Annotated in this window: 8 protein-coding genes and 1 pseudogene; 6 read left to right on the top strand and 3 right to left on the bottom strand. The window is 73.1% G+C overall.

Features of this window, described 5'->3' with window-relative positions; genetic code table 11:
- Positions 1 to 142 precede the first annotated feature (142 nt).
- The 3 genes and pseudogenes from LJ657_RS13880 to LJ657_RS13890 form a co-directional block, all read right to left on the bottom strand.
- A pseudogene (locus LJ657_RS13880) lies at positions 143 to 628 on the bottom strand (flavodoxin domain-containing protein); the annotation flags it as partial.
- Positions 629 to 644: 16 nt separating this feature from the next.
- Complete coding sequence (locus LJ657_RS13885) at positions 645 to 1,376, bottom strand: CBS domain-containing protein (protein ID WP_232648888.1); 732 nt, start codon at positions 1,374 to 1,376, stop codon at positions 645 to 647.
- 11 nt (positions 1,377 to 1,387) lie between these two features.
- The gene (locus tag LJ657_RS13890) at positions 1,388 to 4,081 is read right to left on the bottom strand and encodes a bifunctional acetate--CoA ligase family protein/GNAT family N-acetyltransferase (protein ID WP_232648889.1); all 2,694 of its coding nucleotides are present in this window, start codon (positions 4,079 to 4,081) and stop codon (positions 1,388 to 1,390) included.
- Positions 4,082 to 4,537: 456 nt separating this feature from the next.
- Between LJ657_RS13890 and LJ657_RS13895 the strand changes: the two genes are divergently transcribed.
- The 6 genes from LJ657_RS13895 (at position 4,538) to LJ657_RS13920 (ending at position 15,710) form a co-directional block, all read left to right on the top strand.
- A complete protein-coding gene (locus LJ657_RS13895) occupies positions 4,538 to 5,419 on the top strand; it encodes a universal stress protein (RefSeq protein WP_232648890.1) in 882 nt (293 codons plus the stop codon).
- A gap of 45 nt (positions 5,420 to 5,464) precedes the next feature.
- Positions 5,465 to 7,774: a heavy metal translocating P-type ATPase gene (locus LJ657_RS13900; protein WP_372487915.1), complete on the top strand. Its 2,310-nt coding sequence runs from the start codon at positions 5,465 to 5,467 to the stop codon at positions 7,772 to 7,774.
- A 109-nt stretch (positions 7,775 to 7,883) separates the two neighbouring features.
- A complete protein-coding gene (locus tag LJ657_RS13905; RefSeq protein ID WP_308117031.1) occupies positions 7,884 to 8,786 on the top strand; it encodes an ABC transporter ATP-binding protein in 903 nt (300 codons plus the stop codon).
- Between the two features lie 6 nt (positions 8,787 to 8,792).
- A complete protein-coding gene (locus LJ657_RS13910) occupies positions 8,793 to 9,962 on the top strand; it encodes an ABC transporter permease (RefSeq protein ID WP_232648893.1) in 1,170 nt (389 codons plus the stop codon).
- Between the two features lie 64 nt (positions 9,963 to 10,026).
- Complete coding sequence (locus LJ657_RS13915; protein ID WP_232648894.1) at positions 10,027 to 11,133, top strand: ABC transporter permease; 1,107 nt, start codon at positions 10,027 to 10,029, stop codon at positions 11,131 to 11,133.
- A gap of 881 nt (positions 11,134 to 12,014) precedes the next feature.
- The gene (locus LJ657_RS13920; RefSeq protein ID WP_232648895.1) at positions 12,015 to 15,710 is read left to right on the top strand and encodes a nitrate reductase subunit alpha; all 3,696 of its coding nucleotides are present in this window, start codon (positions 12,015 to 12,017) and stop codon (positions 15,708 to 15,710) included.
- Position 15,711 lies beyond the last annotated feature (1 nt).

Below are 15,711 nucleotides of genomic sequence, written 5' to 3' on the forward strand. Positions count from 1 at the left end.
ACAGCGCGGCCGGCGGCCTGCCGCCGGAAGAGTTCGAACGGACCGTCACCGCAGCACGCAAGAAGAGCGACCAGAGGTGCCAGGCCGCATAGGAGAGGTCTCTACGAAACCAGGGGATTGACATCCCCGCCCGTTCCGCCACCAGTTCGCCGGCGACACGCGCCGACCATGCCTCGATCTCGGGGAAGTTGCGGAAGTCCCCGCCCTTTCCGTTGCGCACGATCATCCTTGCGATCCGGCCCTTGGCGCCCTCTTGCAGGCAGCCTCCGAAAGTGACGTGGCCCCTGGCGTCGAGCCGGGTCATCGCGCGGCGCACACCCGGCACGGGCGGGATGTCCCGCTCCGAGGCCGAGGCGTCGAGCGGGCCGCTGCTGAAGAGCCACAAGGGGCGTTCGGCCAGTGCGCGGCGGTGCCGGCGCACGAACCGGCGGGCGTCCTTGTGCCAGCGTCCGGCGTACAGCCCGCCGCCGACCACGACGGCGTCATAGCCCGACAGGTCCACGACGGCCGCGGCCGGCAGAGCGGCGGCCGTGAGTCCCTCCTTGCGCAGGACCTCGGCCACGGCCTCGGCGATCTGCGCGGTAGATCCGTTCGTCGTCCCGTAGGCGACCAGCACGTTGCCCGGCATGGCGGTCCGCCTCCTCTCACGGCTTGCGCAGCCAGTCGTCGGCCACTCCGTGCAGGGCCTGCTCCTGGGGCTGGATCCTGGCGTCGTCCAGCCGGTAGGTGAGCTCGTCGACGACTGCGACGACGCCGTCGATCTGACGGGTCATGGAGACGGCGATCTCCGTCTCGCTCTTGCGTTCCATCTGACCGGAGAGCGTGACCACGCCTTCCACCACCTGGACGTCGATGCTGCGGGGCGGCAGCCACAGGGTGCGCACCAGCACCTCTTCGACGACCTCGGTGCGGATGTCCGCGTCGGACCGCAGGAAGACCTGGAGCAGATCGCGGCGGGTGACGATGCCGACCAGCCGGTGCTCCTCGTCGAGGACGGGCAACCGCTCGATGTGGTGCTGCGCCATGGTGCGGGCCGCCTCGACGATGGTGTTGTCGGCATGCACCGTCAGGGGCGGCTCGGTCATCAGCTGACCGGCGGTGCGGGCCCTGACCTTCGCGGCCCGCTGCCGGGACGCACGGGTCGCAGAGGCCGGCCAGTGGCGCTTCTTCGGCTCGAACGGGTCCGGCGTCTCGGCCTGCCGGACCATGAGGTCCGTCTCGGAGATGACACCGATGACCTTCTCGTCCTCGTCGACCACCGGCAGTCCGCTGATGCCGTGTTCGCCGAGCAGCCGTGCGACCTCCTTGAACGAAGTGCCGTACTCGGCGCGGACGACCTCCGTGGTCATCACGGAGCCGACCTTGTTGTGCTTCATGACGTTCCTCCTCAGCGCAGGCGGCGCAGATACGGGTCGTGGGGCCTGCGCGGCAGCAGGCGCACCCGTGCGTCGAGCACGGTCACTCCGCCCGGTGTCGCGAGTACGGGGTTGAAGTCGGCCTCGGCGAGCTGCGGCAGGTCGCCCGCCATCCGGGACAGGCGCAGCAGCAGCTGTTCGAGACCGTCGAGGTCGACGGGCCGTGCACCGTTCGCGCCGAACAGGAGCGGGGCACAGCGGGGGGCCGTGATCAGGTCGTGCACGTCGTGGTCGGTGAGCGGGGCGAGGCGGGCGGCGTGGTCGGCGAGCACCTCGGTCGCGGTGCCGCCGAGGCCGAACAGTACGAGCGGCCCGAAGACCTCGTCCTGGACGACGCCCGCGAACAGCTCGGTGCCACGGTCGGCCAGCGGCTGCAGCACCACGCCCGTCAGCAGGCCGGCGAAACGGGTCTCCAAGTCCCGGAAGGCGGCGCGCACTTGGGAGTCGCCGCGCAGGTCGAGGTGGACGGCGTGTTCGGCGGTCTTGTGCAGCAGACCAGGCCAGTGTCCCTTCATGACCACCCGGCCGTCGGCGCCGCGCAGCCGGTCGGCGGCGAGGACGGCGTCGTCCTCGGTCTCGGCCCAGGCCCACGGCAACTGGGGTATGCCGTAGCAGTCGAGGAGTGCGGCGCACTCCCGCGGACCGAGCCAGCCGCCGTCCGGGTGTGCGTCGAGGTAGGTCTCCACGGCGGAGCGGGCTCGTGCCGTGTCGACGCCGTCGAGGCCGGGGACGGTCCCGGCGGGGCGGGCGAGCCATTCCGTACGGCGCATGGCGTGGGCCAGCGCCCGTGCCGCCGCCTGCGGTTCGGCGTACGACGGGACGCTGCTGCCGTCGGTCGCGGGCAGCAGCTCCACGGGCAGCGCCTGTTCGAGGCGTACGGCCACCACCGGCTTCGGCCGGGGACCGGACAGGCGTGTGACGGCACGTACGAGGTCGTCGCCGGTGGCTGCGGCCACGGCGGTGGGCACCAGGGCGACCAGGACGGCGTCGGCGTCGCCGTGCCGCATGAGACGGTCGACGCACTGCGCGAGCTGGTCCTCCGTGACGGCCGCGGTGGCGTCGACGGGGTTGCCGGCGGCGGCGCCGTCGGGCAGCAGGGCAAGCAGGTCGTCGACCAGGTGCGGGGTGGGCGCGGGCACCGTCAGTCCGGCCTCGGCGCAGGCGTCGGCGGCGAGGACCCCGGCTCCGCCGGCGTTGGTGACGATCGCGATCCGGGGTCCGGCGGGCAGCGGCTGGGAGTGCAGCAGCGCCGCGGCGTCGAGGAGTTCGCCGACCGAGCGGGTGGCGGTGATGCCGGCCTGGGTGAAGAGCGCCGCGCGGGTCATGGTGCGGGTGGCGGCCGCGGCGGTGTGCGAGGCGGCGGCGCGCCGGCCCGCGTCCGTGCGCCCCGCGTCGACGGTGAGCACGGGCATACGGCGCGCGACACGGCGGGCGGTGTGGGAAAAAGCGCGGGGGTTGCCGAACGACTCCAGGTGCAGCAGCGCCAGGCGGGTGCGGCCGTCGCTCTCCCACCACTGGAGCATGTCGTTGCCGCTGACGTCGTACTTGTCGCCGAGGGACGCGAAGGACGACACTCCGATTCCCAGCCGGGACAGCCCGTCCAGGAGGGCGATGCCCACCCCGCCGGACTGCACGGCCACGCCGGCCGTGCCCGGGCGCGGGTGGTTCGCGGCGAAGGTCGCGTCCAGGCTCAGCTCCGGGTCGGTGTTGGAGAGCCCAAGGCAGTTGGGGCCGACCAGCCGCATGCCGTAGGTGCGGCAGGCCGCCAGGAGCGCCTGCGCCTGGTCGGCGTCGAGCCCGGCGGTGACCACGAGCAGGGCCCGTACGCCCGCCTTGCCGCACTCCTCGGCGGTGGCGGGGACCCCAGCGGCGGGTACGGCGACGACGGCGAGGTCCGGGGTCCGGGGCAGAGCGCTGACCGAGGGGTGGCACGGCACGCCGAGGAGGGACGTCGCGGCGGGATTCACCGCGAACATGCGCCGGGTGTAGCCGCCGGCCTTCAGATGATGCAGGATCGCCCGGCCCACGGAACCCGGTTTGCGCCCGGCCCCGATGACGGCGATCGCCTGCGGCCGCAGCAGCGGGCGCAGGCTCAGCACGTCGGCGGCCCGGCCCCGCTCCTCGACCGCCGAGAAGTAGGTGTCGTCCTCTTCGAGCACGATGGTGCAACGCACCTCGGGGCCCTCGAAGCGCCGGCCGACGCGCAGGCCGAGGTCGGCGAAGAGCCGGAGCACCTCGCGGTTCTCGCTGAGCGCGTCGGCGGCGAACGACGTGACCCCCTCCGCACGGGCGGCGGAGACGAGGTGTTCGACCAGCAGGGTGCCGACGCCGCGGTGGTGCAGCCCGTCGGCGACCGCGATGGACATGTCGGCCTCGGTACCGACGCCGCCGGTGTCGTACTCGGCGAGACCGATCACCTGACCCGCCCGCTCGGCCAGCAGCGCGCGGTGTCCCCGGTGGGGCGCGGCACAGGCACGGTCGGCGGCCATCTCGGCGGAACGCCGACTGAGCCCGAAGAACCTCAGCCGCAGGTTCTCCGGAGACATCTCCTCGTACAGCCCCCGCAGTTGCTCGTGGTCGGCTGCCGCCACGGGACGGATGCACACCGTGGTGCCGTCGGCGAGCAGGGCGTGGACCGGGGGCGCACTGGTCGTGTGGTCCGTCATCGCGGTCTCCTCCAGGTTTGTCTCCACCTCGAGCGTCCAGCGGAACGGGGCGAGGTCCCATGGGCTGACCGGCGGTGACACTGGGGCCGGTCGGCCCTCGGTGCCGACTGCCGCACCGTTCGCCCGGCCCCGCCGCCCCGGCCTGGCAGGACCGTCGCCACGGCGCTCGCGGCCGGTTCGACGAGCAGCGCGGTGGAAGCGGCGCCCGGGCACACCGCCCACCGCGCCGCATCGAGGGCATCGGTCCCGAAGACGCTCCTTGTCCGGCGCCGGCGGCCGGACGGTCCCCGCCTCGCCTTCGAAAGCCGGCGTCCGTGGCCCGGCGCCGCCTCGCAGGGGGCCGTACGGGCCCAGGAAGCGCACCGTCCGGCCCTCCCCCGCCGGTCGTGCGGCGGCCAGCCTTGAGGGTGGGAGCCATATGTGCGGCATTCGCCGTGCCGACACCGGAGGTGCGCCATGACCGGACCCGTCGTCGTCGGAGTCGACGGCTCTCCCGCGAGTGTGACAGCCGCGTGGTGGGCGGCACGTGAAGCCGTGGAGCGGCACCTGTCCGTGCTGCTGCTGCACTCCTGGACCACCCAGCCGCTCGACGTGCCCGTCGCGCAGGAAGCCCTCACCAAGCAACGCTGTGGAGGACGGGTGCTGCAGCGGATGGAGGCCGAGCTGCTGCACCGGCACGCCGAGCTGTCCGTGGCCACGGAACTGGTCTCCGAGTCCGCCTCGAAGGCCCTCGTGGAGGCGGGCGGGACCGCGACGCTCCTGGTGCTCGGCTCGCGCGGCCACGGCTCCGTGGCCGGCTTCCTGCTCGGCTCCGTCAGCCTGCACGTCCTTGGTCTGGCCCAGTGCCCTGCCGTGACGGTCCGGGCCGGCGATCCCGCCGTGGAGGACGGCCGGGGCCACCCGGCGGCCCTCGGCAGGAATGAGGTCGTCGTCGGCGTCCAGGAACCCTCGCCTGCCGCCGATCCGCTGCTGGAGTTCGCCTTCGCCGCAGCCGAGGTGCACGGAGCCAGGGTGCGCGCGGTCCGGGCGCTGCCGCCGTCGTCGCTGGTGACGCATCGGCACGCGGACCCTCCCGGGGAGGGTTACGAGGCGGACGAACGCACACGGCTCGACGCGGACCTCGCACCGTGGCAGGAGAAGTTCCCCGGCGTCGAGGTCGTCGACCACGTCGCCCGGGGTTCCGCGTCACAGGTACTGCTCGCGGCGTCCGCGCGCGGCCGGCTCACCGTGGTGGGCCGCAGGCGCCATCCCTCGCCCCTCACCTGGAAGCTCGGCCCCGTCGCGCACGCGGCCCTGCACCACCTGCCGTGCCCCGTCGCCCTGGTACCGCACGACTGATCCGCACCAGCCGCCCGATCGAGGCTTGTCATGGACCGAAGCGCCATGAGGAAACAGCAGCAGCGCCGGCTGTTCGGCGCGCCGAGGCTCGAACCCGCCCTGCTGACCGTGACGGCGGGCGCACTCGCCGCGGGCGGCATCGGCCGGCTCGCCGGCGCTCCCGGTCTCGCCGATCTGTGCTGGGCCCTGGGCACCGTCGCCGCCGTGGGCCCGGCGCTCAGCTGGGTGCTGGCCGACCTGCGGCGCGGCCACGCAGGCGTCGACGTGATCGCTGTTCTGGCGCTCGGCGGAACCCTGCTGGTGCACGAGTACCTGGCCGGAGCTCTCATCGCGCTGATGCTCGCCACCGGTCGCACCCTCGAGGCGGCGGCCCAGCAGCGCGCCTCCCGTGATCTGCGGGCCCTGCTGGAACGCGCACCGCGCACCGCCCGGCTGCTCACCGACGACGGGGTGAGCACGGTCCCGTCGGCGCAGGTCGCCGTCGGTGACCTGCTGGCCGTCGGCCCCGGCGAGGTCGTGCCCGTGGACGGCCGGGTGGCCGGGGCTCAGGCCGTGCTGGACGAGTCAGCGCTGACCGGCGAGCCGCTCACCGTGCGGCGGGTGCAGGGCGAGGCGGTGCGCAGCGGGGTGGTCAACGCGGGCGGTGCCTTCGAGCTGCGCGCCACCGCGACCGAGCAGGACAGCACCTACGCGGGGATCGTGCGGCTGGCCCGGCAGGCAGGCGCGGAATCGGCCCCCGTGGTGCGGCTGGCCGACCGGTATGCGGCCTGGTTCCTGCCGCTGTCCCTGGCGGTCGCCGGACTGGCCTGGCTGCTGAGCGGTTCCGCCGTGCGGGCGGTGGCGGTGCTGGTGGTGGCGACGCCGTGTCCACTGCTGCTGGCGGCACCGGTGGCCGTCGTCTCCGGGCTGTCCCGGGCCTCCCGTCTCGGGGTGGTGATCCGCGACGGAGGGGCGCTGGAGCACCTCGGCCGGGCCCGCACGCTGCTGCTCGACAAGACGGGCACCCTCACCGCCGGCCGCCCCCGCGTCCTCGACGTGGTCGCCGCGCCGCGCTGGCAGCCGGCCCAGGTGCTGCGGCTGGCGGCCTCCCTCGACCAGTACTCCCCGCACGTCCTGGCCGAGGCCGTGGTCGACGCGGCCCGCGAGCGGGGGCTTCGGCTGTCCGTGCCCGAGAACGTGTCGGAGGAGCCCGGCCGGGGTGCGACCGGCACCGTGGCCGGGCGCCGGATGACGATCGGCCGACGCGCCGGGGCCGCCGAACTGCCCACCTGGGCAAGGACGGTGGACAACCGGGCGGTCCTGGACGGGGCGGCCGTGGCCTGGCTCTGCGTGGACGGCAGCCCGGTCGGCGCCGTGCTCCTGCACGATCCGCTGCGCCCGGACGCACCGCGCACTCTGCGCCGCCTGCGCGCGGCGGGCATCGAGCGGCTCGTGATGCTCACCGGCGACCGTGCCGAGCCCGCGCGCGAGGTGGGCGCCGTCCTCGGCCTCGACGAGGTACGGGCCGGCCTCGCGCCCGCCGACAAGGTCGCCGCGGTGCGCGCCGAGCACGAGGGTGCCGTCACCGTGATGGTCGGCGACGGAGTCAACGACGCCCCTGCGCTCGCCGCCGCCGACATCGGCGTGGCGATGGGTGCCCGGGGCTCCACGGCTTCCTCCGAGGCCGCCGACATCGTCCTGACCACCGACCGGGTGGACCGTCTGGCCGACGCCGTCGCCATCGCCGTACGAGCCCGGCGCATCGCCGTGCAGAGCGCGCTCGGCGGCATGGTGCTGTCCCTTGTCGCCATGGTCGCGGCCGCCTTCGGCCTGCTCCAGCCCGCCGTGGGTGCTCTGCTGCAGGAGGGCATCGACGTCGCGGTGATCCTCAACGCGCTGCGCGTACTGCGCGACGACCGGCGGGGCCGGCCGCAGCTCACGCCCTCGGCCGAGGCCCTCATTCACCGGTTCGCCGCGGAACACGACGACCTCCAGGACGTCCTGGACGCCGTACGCGACGCCGCAGACCGGTTGTCGGACGGGGCGGGCCCGCAGTCCCTCGCCTCGGTGGGCGAGGTGCACCGGCTGCTCACCGAGCGCCTGCTGCCGCACGAATACGCCGAGGAGCACCAGTTGTATCCCGCGCTCGCCCCGGCCCTCGGCGGGCCCGAGGCCACCGTCACCATGAGCCGGGCGCACGCGGAGATCGCACGACTCGCCCGCCGCATCGCCACCCACCTGGCACTGGCCCGCCAGGGCGGCTCCCTGTCACCGGAGCAGCTCGACGACCTGCGGGCCTGCCTCTACGGCCTGCACACCGTGTTGCGCCTGCACTTCACGCAGGAGGAGGAGAGCTACTTCTCCCTCGCGCCCTGAGAGCCCCTGGCGGGCCACGCACACCGAGGAGACGACATGACCGATCCCCCGCGAAACCCGGACACCGCGCGGCCGGTCCTCGACTGCGCCCATCTCGTACGGCGGTTCGGTGAGCGCACGCCGTCGACGACGTGAGCCTGCGCATCGCGCCGGGCGAGACATACGGGCTGCTCGGCCCAACGGCGCGGGCAAGACGACGACGATCCGGATGGTCTGCGGGCTGCTTCGCCCCGACGCGGGGAGCGTGCACGTGACCGGGCGTCCCGTGAGCACCGCGGCCGGGCCCGCCAAGCAGCTCATCGGCTTCGTCCCGCAGGACGTGGCGCTCTACCCGGACCTCAGCGTCCGCGAGAACCTCCGCTTCTTCGGCCGGCTCTACCGTCTTCCGCGCCGCCGGCTGGAGCGCCGCGTCGACGAGGTGCTGGACCTCGTCGACCTGGCCTCCCGGGCGGACGACCGCGTCGAGTCACTGTCGGGCGGCATGCGCCGGCGCCTCAACATCGGTGCGGGTCTGGTGCATTCGCCGACCCTGCTGGTGCTGGACGAGCCCACGGTGGGCGTCGACCCGCAGAGCCGGCACGCGATCCTCGAGAGCGTCACCCGGTTCGGCGAGGAGGGCATGGCCGTCCTCTACACCACGCACTACATGGAGGAGGCCGAGCGCCTGTGCGACCGGGTCGGCATCATCGACCGTGGCCGCCTGATCGCCGAGGGCGGCCCGCGCGAGCTGGTCCAGCTGGTGGCCGAGCGCGACCGGGTCCGGCTCACCGCCGTCGGGGATCTGTCGGCGTACGCGGAGGCCTGTCGCCGTCTGCCCCGGGTCGAGGGCGTGGCGCGCGGCGGTGATCGCGGCGACGTGGTCGAGCTGGTCGTCAAGGACGCGCGGAGCCTGCTGCCGGACCTGCTCGACCTCGCCCACCAGCAGGCCGTCGGCATCCGCAGTGTGGAGATCGACGAGCCCGATCTGGAGGCGGTCTTCCTCCATCTGACCGGCACCGCGCTGAGGGAGTGAGCCGTCGTGCGTGTAGTCCTCGCCATCGCCGCCAAGGACCTGCGACAGCGGCTGCGCGACCGGTCGGCCTGGGTGATCGTGTTCCTGGCGCCGGTGCTGATCTCAGCGCTGATGGCGCTGGCGTTCAACAACAACGACACGTTCCGCGCGAACCTCGGCGTCGTGGACCTGGACCGGGGTCCGGCCGCCGCCGGGCTCACCCGGGTGCTGAGAAGCCCGGAGCTTCGCGGCACGGTCCATGTCCGCTCGTACGGCGCCGAGGCGGCTGCCCGGCGGGCGGTGGACGCGGGCGACGTGCACGCCGCGATCGTCGTGCCCCAGGGGTTCACCGCGTCGCTGCACGGCGGCAGCGCCGCTCCGGTGCGGGTCCTGGACAGCGTCGACCACGGCCTGCAGGCACAGCTCGCCCGCGCGGTCACCGAGTCGTACGTCGCCCAGGTCAACGCCGACCGGCTGTCGGTCGCCACGGCCGTCGCCGCGGGCGCCCCGCGCGGCGACATCCCTCGACTGGCCGCGAAGGCGGCCCTGTTGAGGCTGCCGGAGCAGATACGGGCACAGGGGCTGCCCGATTCCCCGCTGAAGGTGATCAGCTACTTCGGGCCGAGCATGGGCATGTTCTTCGTGCTGTTCACGGTCGGTTTCGCGGCGCGCGGCTACTTCGTCGAGCGGCAGCAGGGCACCCTCGACCGGATCGCCGCGGCCCCCGTCGGGCGGGGTGCGCTGCTGATCGGCAAGTCGGTCTCGACGTTCGTCTACAGCCTGGCCGGCCTCGCGACCGTGACGCTCGTGTCGTGGCTCGCCTTCGACGCCGAGTGGGCCGATCCGCTGGGGGTCGCGGCGCTCAGCGTGGCCATGGCGGTGTCCGTGGTGTGCCTGACGGCGCTGGTCATCGCGCTTGTGCGCACCGAACAGCAGGCCCAGGGGCTCGCCTCGATCCTGGTCTTCGCGCTCGTACTGCTCGGCGGCAACTTCGTCTTCGCCTCCGGTACGACGCCACTGATCCGCCGCCTTGCCCTGTTCACGCCCAACGGCTGGGCCCTGCGCGGGTTCACCGACCTGGGCACCGGGGTGCGCGGCTGGGACGCGGTCGGCGCCCCGCTGCTCGGCATCGCGGCGTTCTCGGCGGCCGTGACCGCGGTGACGGTACTGCTTCTTCGGCTGAGGAGGACGTCATGACCGCGCTCGCCGTGACCCGGGCCACCCTCACGCGGGTGCTGCGCGACCGAAGGGGCTGTTCTTCATGGTGCTGCTCCCGGTCGCGATCATCGTGGTCATCGGTGTCACCGTCAGCGGCTTCGACAGGTTCCGGATCGGACTCGTCCCGGCCGCTCGATCAGGCCCCGTGGCCCAGGAGTTGACGGCGGACCTGCAGGATGCGCCCGGGCTGCGTACGCGTACCTACGACACCGCGGCCGACGAGCGCACCGCGCTGCGCCGTGCCGAGCTGGACGCGGTCGTCGTCGTGCCGTCCGGGCTCGACGCGCAGGTGCGGGCCGGGCACTCCGTCGCCGTTCCGGTCCTGGTGGAGCCCTCGGGCAGTGGCGGGCACTCGGCCGTGACCTCGGTGTCGGCCGTGGTGGCCGGCCACGCGGCACGCCTGCAGGCCGCCCGCTTCGCCAAGAACGAGACCGGCGGCTCCCTCGACGGCGCCCTCGCGCTCGCCCATGACGCGGAGCGGGCCTCGTCCCCCATCGCCGTACGCACCGAGACCGTCAACGGACAGAGCGACTACCTGCCGCTCGGCTACAGCTACAGCACGCCGACCATGCTGGTGCTGTTCGTGTTCATCAACGCCCTGGCGGGCGGCGCGGCCATCGTCCAGACCCGCCGGACCGGGGTGTACGCGCGGGCGCTCGCGGCGCCCGTCGCCGCCCGCACCCTGGTGTTCGGGGAGACGGTCGCCTACCTGGCGCTGGCCCTCCTCCAGTCCGTGCTGATCGTCGGCATCGGGGCGCTGGCCTTCGACGTCGCCTGGGGCGATCCGCTTGCCGCCGGGGCCCTGATCGCCGTGTGGGCGCTGGTCGGCACCGGCGCCGGGTTGCTGGCCGGGGCCGTGTTCCGTACGCCGGAGCAGGTGCACGCGATCGGGCCGGCCCTCGGCATCGGGATGGGCATGCTGGGCGGCTGCATGTGGCCGCTGGCGCTCGTGCCCGGCTGGCTGCGGGCGGCAGGGCATTCCGTGCCGCACGCCTGGGCCGTCGACGCGTGGACGACGCTGCTGTCCCGGGACGGGGACCTGCCGGCGATCACGCGGGACCTGGCCGTCCTCGCGGGCTTCGCCGTGGTGCTCCTCAGCTGCGCGTCACTGGCCCTGCGGCACCGGCTGACGGCCGGTGCCGGGGTGTGACCGACGCGCCCGCGATGATGCCAACTGTCCAGCTGAGTACTGGAGTTGGAGAACGGACTTGTACTGCTGCTGGAGAGGGGAACGACATGATGACGCCTCGCGCCCTGCGCGCCCCTTCCCGGCCGGAATGCCGTGGCGCGCTGGGCGACGTGCTGCCGGCCTTCGCGGCGTCGGCACCGGCGGCCGCGACCGCCGCGCCGTCGGCCCGCAAGGGCAGCCCGCGCTCCGCCGTCGACCGCGTCGCCGACTTCCACGGCGCATCCGTCGACGTCCGGGTGGGGCTCCGGTCCGGGCCGGCTGGCCGACGCCCTGCGCACCCACTGCCTGACCGCCGGCCTGCGCGCACACGTGGCGCAGGGGGAGCCGGCCCACCACAAGGACGGCTCGCTGCGCGCCGAGGGCGTGCCGATCGCCTGGGAGGGCTGTGGCCCGCGCCGGTCGGCCGGCTCCTGATCACCGCCGCCGCCAAGGAGGCCCACCACGGCGACCGTCGCCGGATTCCTGGCCAAGGGTCCCTCCGGAGCCCACTGGCACTCCGCCTCCGGGTACTGGCACCGGACGGACCGTCACGGTCAGGCTCGTCAACCGGAATCCCCTGGAAGCGCGTTCGGCGACCACGATCGCCTGCCGACGCGCATCGCGGGTCGAGCGCGGACCGCCGTGCCCTCGTACTCGACGCCGGGCGGGGCACCTGGCATCGTCACACTCGCCGACGCCGGTAGCGCGGTGTCCTCGCCGGGGGCCACGACGCGGGCGCCGCTTCGTCCCCCGCGCCGGGACCATCGGCTCTGTTCCCGGCGCGGAACTGGGCCGAAAGGCCACTTGGCGGGGGCCGTCGGCCCAAGGTGGCGCAAGGCATCGGCCGCCTATCGTCCGGATCCATGGAGAACGACGAAACCACGCGCCCTGCCCATGGCCGTGCTGCAGGGGGCTGGCCGCTGGCCGCCCGTCGGCTGCTGACCCGCCGTGAGGTGTCGGCGGACGGACGCGCCGTGTTCGGCGTGAACGACGGCAAGTGGGAGGGTTTCTACCGGGACCGCTGGGCCCACGACAAGGTGGTGCGCTCCACGCACGGCGTGAACTGCACCGGTTCCTGCTCGTGGATGGTGTATGTCAAGGACGGCATCATCACCTGGGAGCACCAGGCCACCGACTACCCGTCCATCGGCGCCGACTGCCCCGAGTACGAGCCGCGCGGCTGTCCGCGCGGGGCGTCCTTCTCCTGGTACACCTACTCCCCCAGCCGGGTCCGCTATCCGTATGTGCGGGGCGAGTTGCTGAAGCTGTGGCGCGAGGCGCGCCGGCGCCTCGGTGACCCGGTGGCGGCCTGGGCCGAGATCACCGGCGACCCGGCGAAGGCCCGCGCCTACAAGCGCGCCCGCGGCAAGGGCGGCCTGGTCCGCGCCGGCTGGGACGAGGTGAGCGAGCTGATCGCCGCCGCGCACGTCCACACCGTCAGGACGTACGGGCCCGACCGCGTCGCCGGCTTCTCCCCGATCCCGGCGATGTCCATGGCCTCCTTCGCGGCCGGCGCCCGCTTCATGTCACTGATCGGCGGCACCCTGCTGTCCTTCTACGACTGGTACGCCGACCTGCCGATCGCCTCGCCGCAGGTCTTCGGCGACCAGACGGACGTACCCGAGGCGGCCGACTGGTGGAACGCCGGCTACCTGGTGATGTGGGGTTCCAACATCCCTGTCACCCGCACGCCCGACGCGCACTTCCTCACCGAGACCCGCTACAACGGCACCAAGGTCGTCGCCGTCAGCCCCGACTACGCGGACAACGTCAAGCACGCCGACGAGTGGCTGGCGCCGCACCCCGGCACGGACGGGGCGCTGGCCATGGCCATGGGGCACGTGATCCTGCGCGAGTTCCTGGTCGACCGCGAGGTGCCCTACTTCCAGGACTACATGAGGACGTTCACGGACGCCCCGTTCCTGGTGACCCTGCGCGAGCACGAGAAGGGTCTCGTCCCGGACGGGTTCCTGACCGCCCGGGACCTCGGCCAGGACGAGGAGCATGCCGAGTTCAAGACGGTCCTCCTGGACCGGGCCACCGGCGAGCCGGTGGTGCCGGGCGGCTCGCTCGGCTTCCGGTGGGGGGAAGCCGGGCGAGGCCGCTGGAATCTCGACCTGGGCGATGTGGTCCCCGAGCTGAGCCTGCTGGAGCGCTCCGAGGAGACGGCCGAGATCGCCCTGCCCAGGTTCGACGAGGGCGGCACCGAGGGCGGTTCGGTCATGGTGCGTGGCGTGCCCGTGTGCCGCATCGGCGGCCGACTGGTCACCACCGTTTTCGATCTGATGCTCGCCCAGTACGGGATCGGGCGCCCCGGCCTGCCGGGCAGCTGGCCCACGTCGTACGAGGACGCCTCACAGCCCCACACCCCCGCCTGGCAGGAGACGATCACCTCCGTGCCGGCCGAGCAGGCTGCCCGGATCGCCCGGGAATTCGCGCGCAACGCCGAACGCACGCGGGGCCGTTCGATGATCGCCATGGGCGCCGGAACCAACCACTGGTTCCACTCGGACACCATCTACCGCGCTTTCCTGGCGCTGACCACGATGACCGGTTGCCAGGGCGTCAACGGCGGCGGCTGGGCCCACTACGTCGGCCAGGAGAAGGTCCGCCCGGTCACCGGACAGCAGCACCTCTCATTCGCCTTCGACTGGCAGCGGCCCACCCGGCACATGGCGGGCACCTCGTACTGGTACCTCAACACCGACCAGTGGCGCTACGAGGCCTTCGGGCCCGAGGAGTTGGCGTCGCCGCTCGGTGAAGGCCGCTTCAGGGGAAAGGCGTTCGCCGACTGCCTCGCCCAGGCCGTCCGCCTCGGCTGGACGCCCGGCCACCCCGGCTTCAACCGCAACCCGCTGGACCTCGCCGACGAGGCAGCCGCGGCCGGCCGGCCGGCCGCGGACCACATCGTCGACGAACTCACGTCGGGGAAGCTGCGGTTCGCCGTCGAGGACCCCGACGACCCGGCCAACTTCCCGCGTGTGCTGACCGTCTGGCGGGCCAACCTGCTCGGCTCCTCCGGCAAGGGCAACGAGTACTTCCTGCGCCATCTGCTGGGTACGGACAGCGCGGTGCGCAGTCAGGAGGCGCCGCCCGAGACCCGGCCGCGGGACGTCGTGTGGCGGGACGAAGCACCCGAGGGCAAGCTCGACCTGCTGGTCGCCATGGACTTCCGCATGACGTCGACCGGCCTGCTCGCCGATGTCGTCCTTCCGGCCGCCACCTGGTACGAGAAGGACGACCTGTCCAGCACGGACATGCACCCCTTCGTTCACGCCTTCACCCCGGCCATCGCGCCGCCCTGGCAGGCCCGCACGGACTACGACACCTTCCTGACGATCGCCGACCGGTTCAGTGAGCTGGCGGCCGAGCACCTGGGCACCCGTACCGACGTCCTGGCGGTGCCGCTGCAGCACGACACTCCCGACGAACTCGCCCAGCCCGGCGGGGTCGTCCGGGACTGGAAGGCCGGCGAGTGCGAGCCGGTTCCGGGCCGCACCATGCCCAAGCTGGTCACCATCGTGCGCGACTACGCCGCCGTCGCCCAGAAGATGCGGGCCGTCGGCCCGTTGCTGGACACCCTCGGGACGACGACGAAGGGTGTCACCGTCAAGCCGGACCAGGAGCTGGCCGAACTGCGCCGCCGCTGCGGCACCGTACGCGAGGGAGTGGCCGAGGGACGGCCCTCCCTGGCCACCGCCTCCGACATGTGCGAGGCCATCCTCGCCCTGTCCGGCACCACCAACGGACGCCTGGCCACCGAGGGTTTCCGGCAGCTGGAGCGGCAGACGGGCAGCTGCGGCCTGGTGGAGCTGTCGGCCGAACGCGCGGCCGAGCGGATCACGTTCGCCGACACCCGCGCCCAGCCCCGCGCGGTCATCACCTCGTACGAGTGGTCGGGCTCGGAGACCGGTGGGCGCCGCTACTCGCCGTTCGTCATCAACACCGAGCACAAGAAGCCCTGGCACACCCTGACCGGCCGCCAGCACTTCTTCGTCGACCACGACTGGATGGCGGAACTCGGAGAGCAACTCCCCGTCTACCGGCCTCCGCTGGACGCCCGCCGCCACTACGGGGACGAGGAACTGCACGACGGGCGGGCCGAGGTGACGGTGCGTTACCTGACCCCGCACTCCAAATGGTCCATCCACTCCGAGTACCAGGACAACGCCTTCATGCTGGCGCTGTCCCGCGGCGGCCCGGTGATCTGGATGTCCACCGCCGACGCCGAGAAGACCGGCGTCAAGGACAACGAGTGGATCGAGGCGTACAACCGCAACGGCGTCGTGGCCGCCCGGGCCGTGGTCAGCCACCGGATGCCCGAGGGCACGGTGTACATGTACCACGCCAAGGACCGCACGGTGAACGTCCCGAAGACAGAGGTCAGCGGCAGGCGCGGCGGCATCCACAACTCGCTGACCCGGCTGCTGCTCAAGCCCACCCATCTGGCGGGCGGCTACGCGCAGTTCACGTACGCCTTCAACTACTACGGCCCGACCGGCAACCAGCGCGACGAGGTCACCGTCATCCGCCGTCGCAGCCAGGATGTGGAGTACTGAC

Source organism: Streptomyces guryensis (assembly GCF_021261325.1).
Taxonomy (GTDB): Bacteria; Actinomycetota; Actinomycetes; order Streptomycetales; family Streptomycetaceae; genus Streptomyces; species Streptomyces guryensis.

What these genes read in the sequence shown, in the direction of transcription:
- LJ657_RS13885 (WP_232648888.1), bottom strand. Translation starts at nt 1,376, where the DNA reads ATGAAGCACAACAAGGTCGGCTCCGTGATGACCACGGAGGTCGTCCGC.
- LJ657_RS13890 (WP_232648889.1), bottom strand. Translation starts at nt 4,081, where the DNA reads ATGACGGACCACACGACCAGTGCGCCCCCGGTCCACGCCCTGCTCGCC.
- LJ657_RS13895 (WP_232648890.1), top strand. Translation starts at nt 4,538, where the DNA reads ATGACCGGACCCGTCGTCGTCGGAGTCGACGGCTCTCCCGCGAGTGTG.
- LJ657_RS13900 (WP_372487915.1), top strand. Translation starts at nt 5,465, where the DNA reads ATGAGGAAACAGCAGCAGCGCCGGCTGTTCGGCGCGCCGAGGCTCGAA.
- LJ657_RS13915 (WP_232648894.1), top strand. Translation starts at nt 10,027, where the DNA reads ATGGTGCTGCTCCCGGTCGCGATCATCGTGGTCATCGGTGTCACCGTC.
- LJ657_RS13920 (WP_232648895.1), top strand. Translation starts at nt 12,015, where the DNA reads ATGGAGAACGACGAAACCACGCGCCCTGCCCATGGCCGTGCTGCAGGG.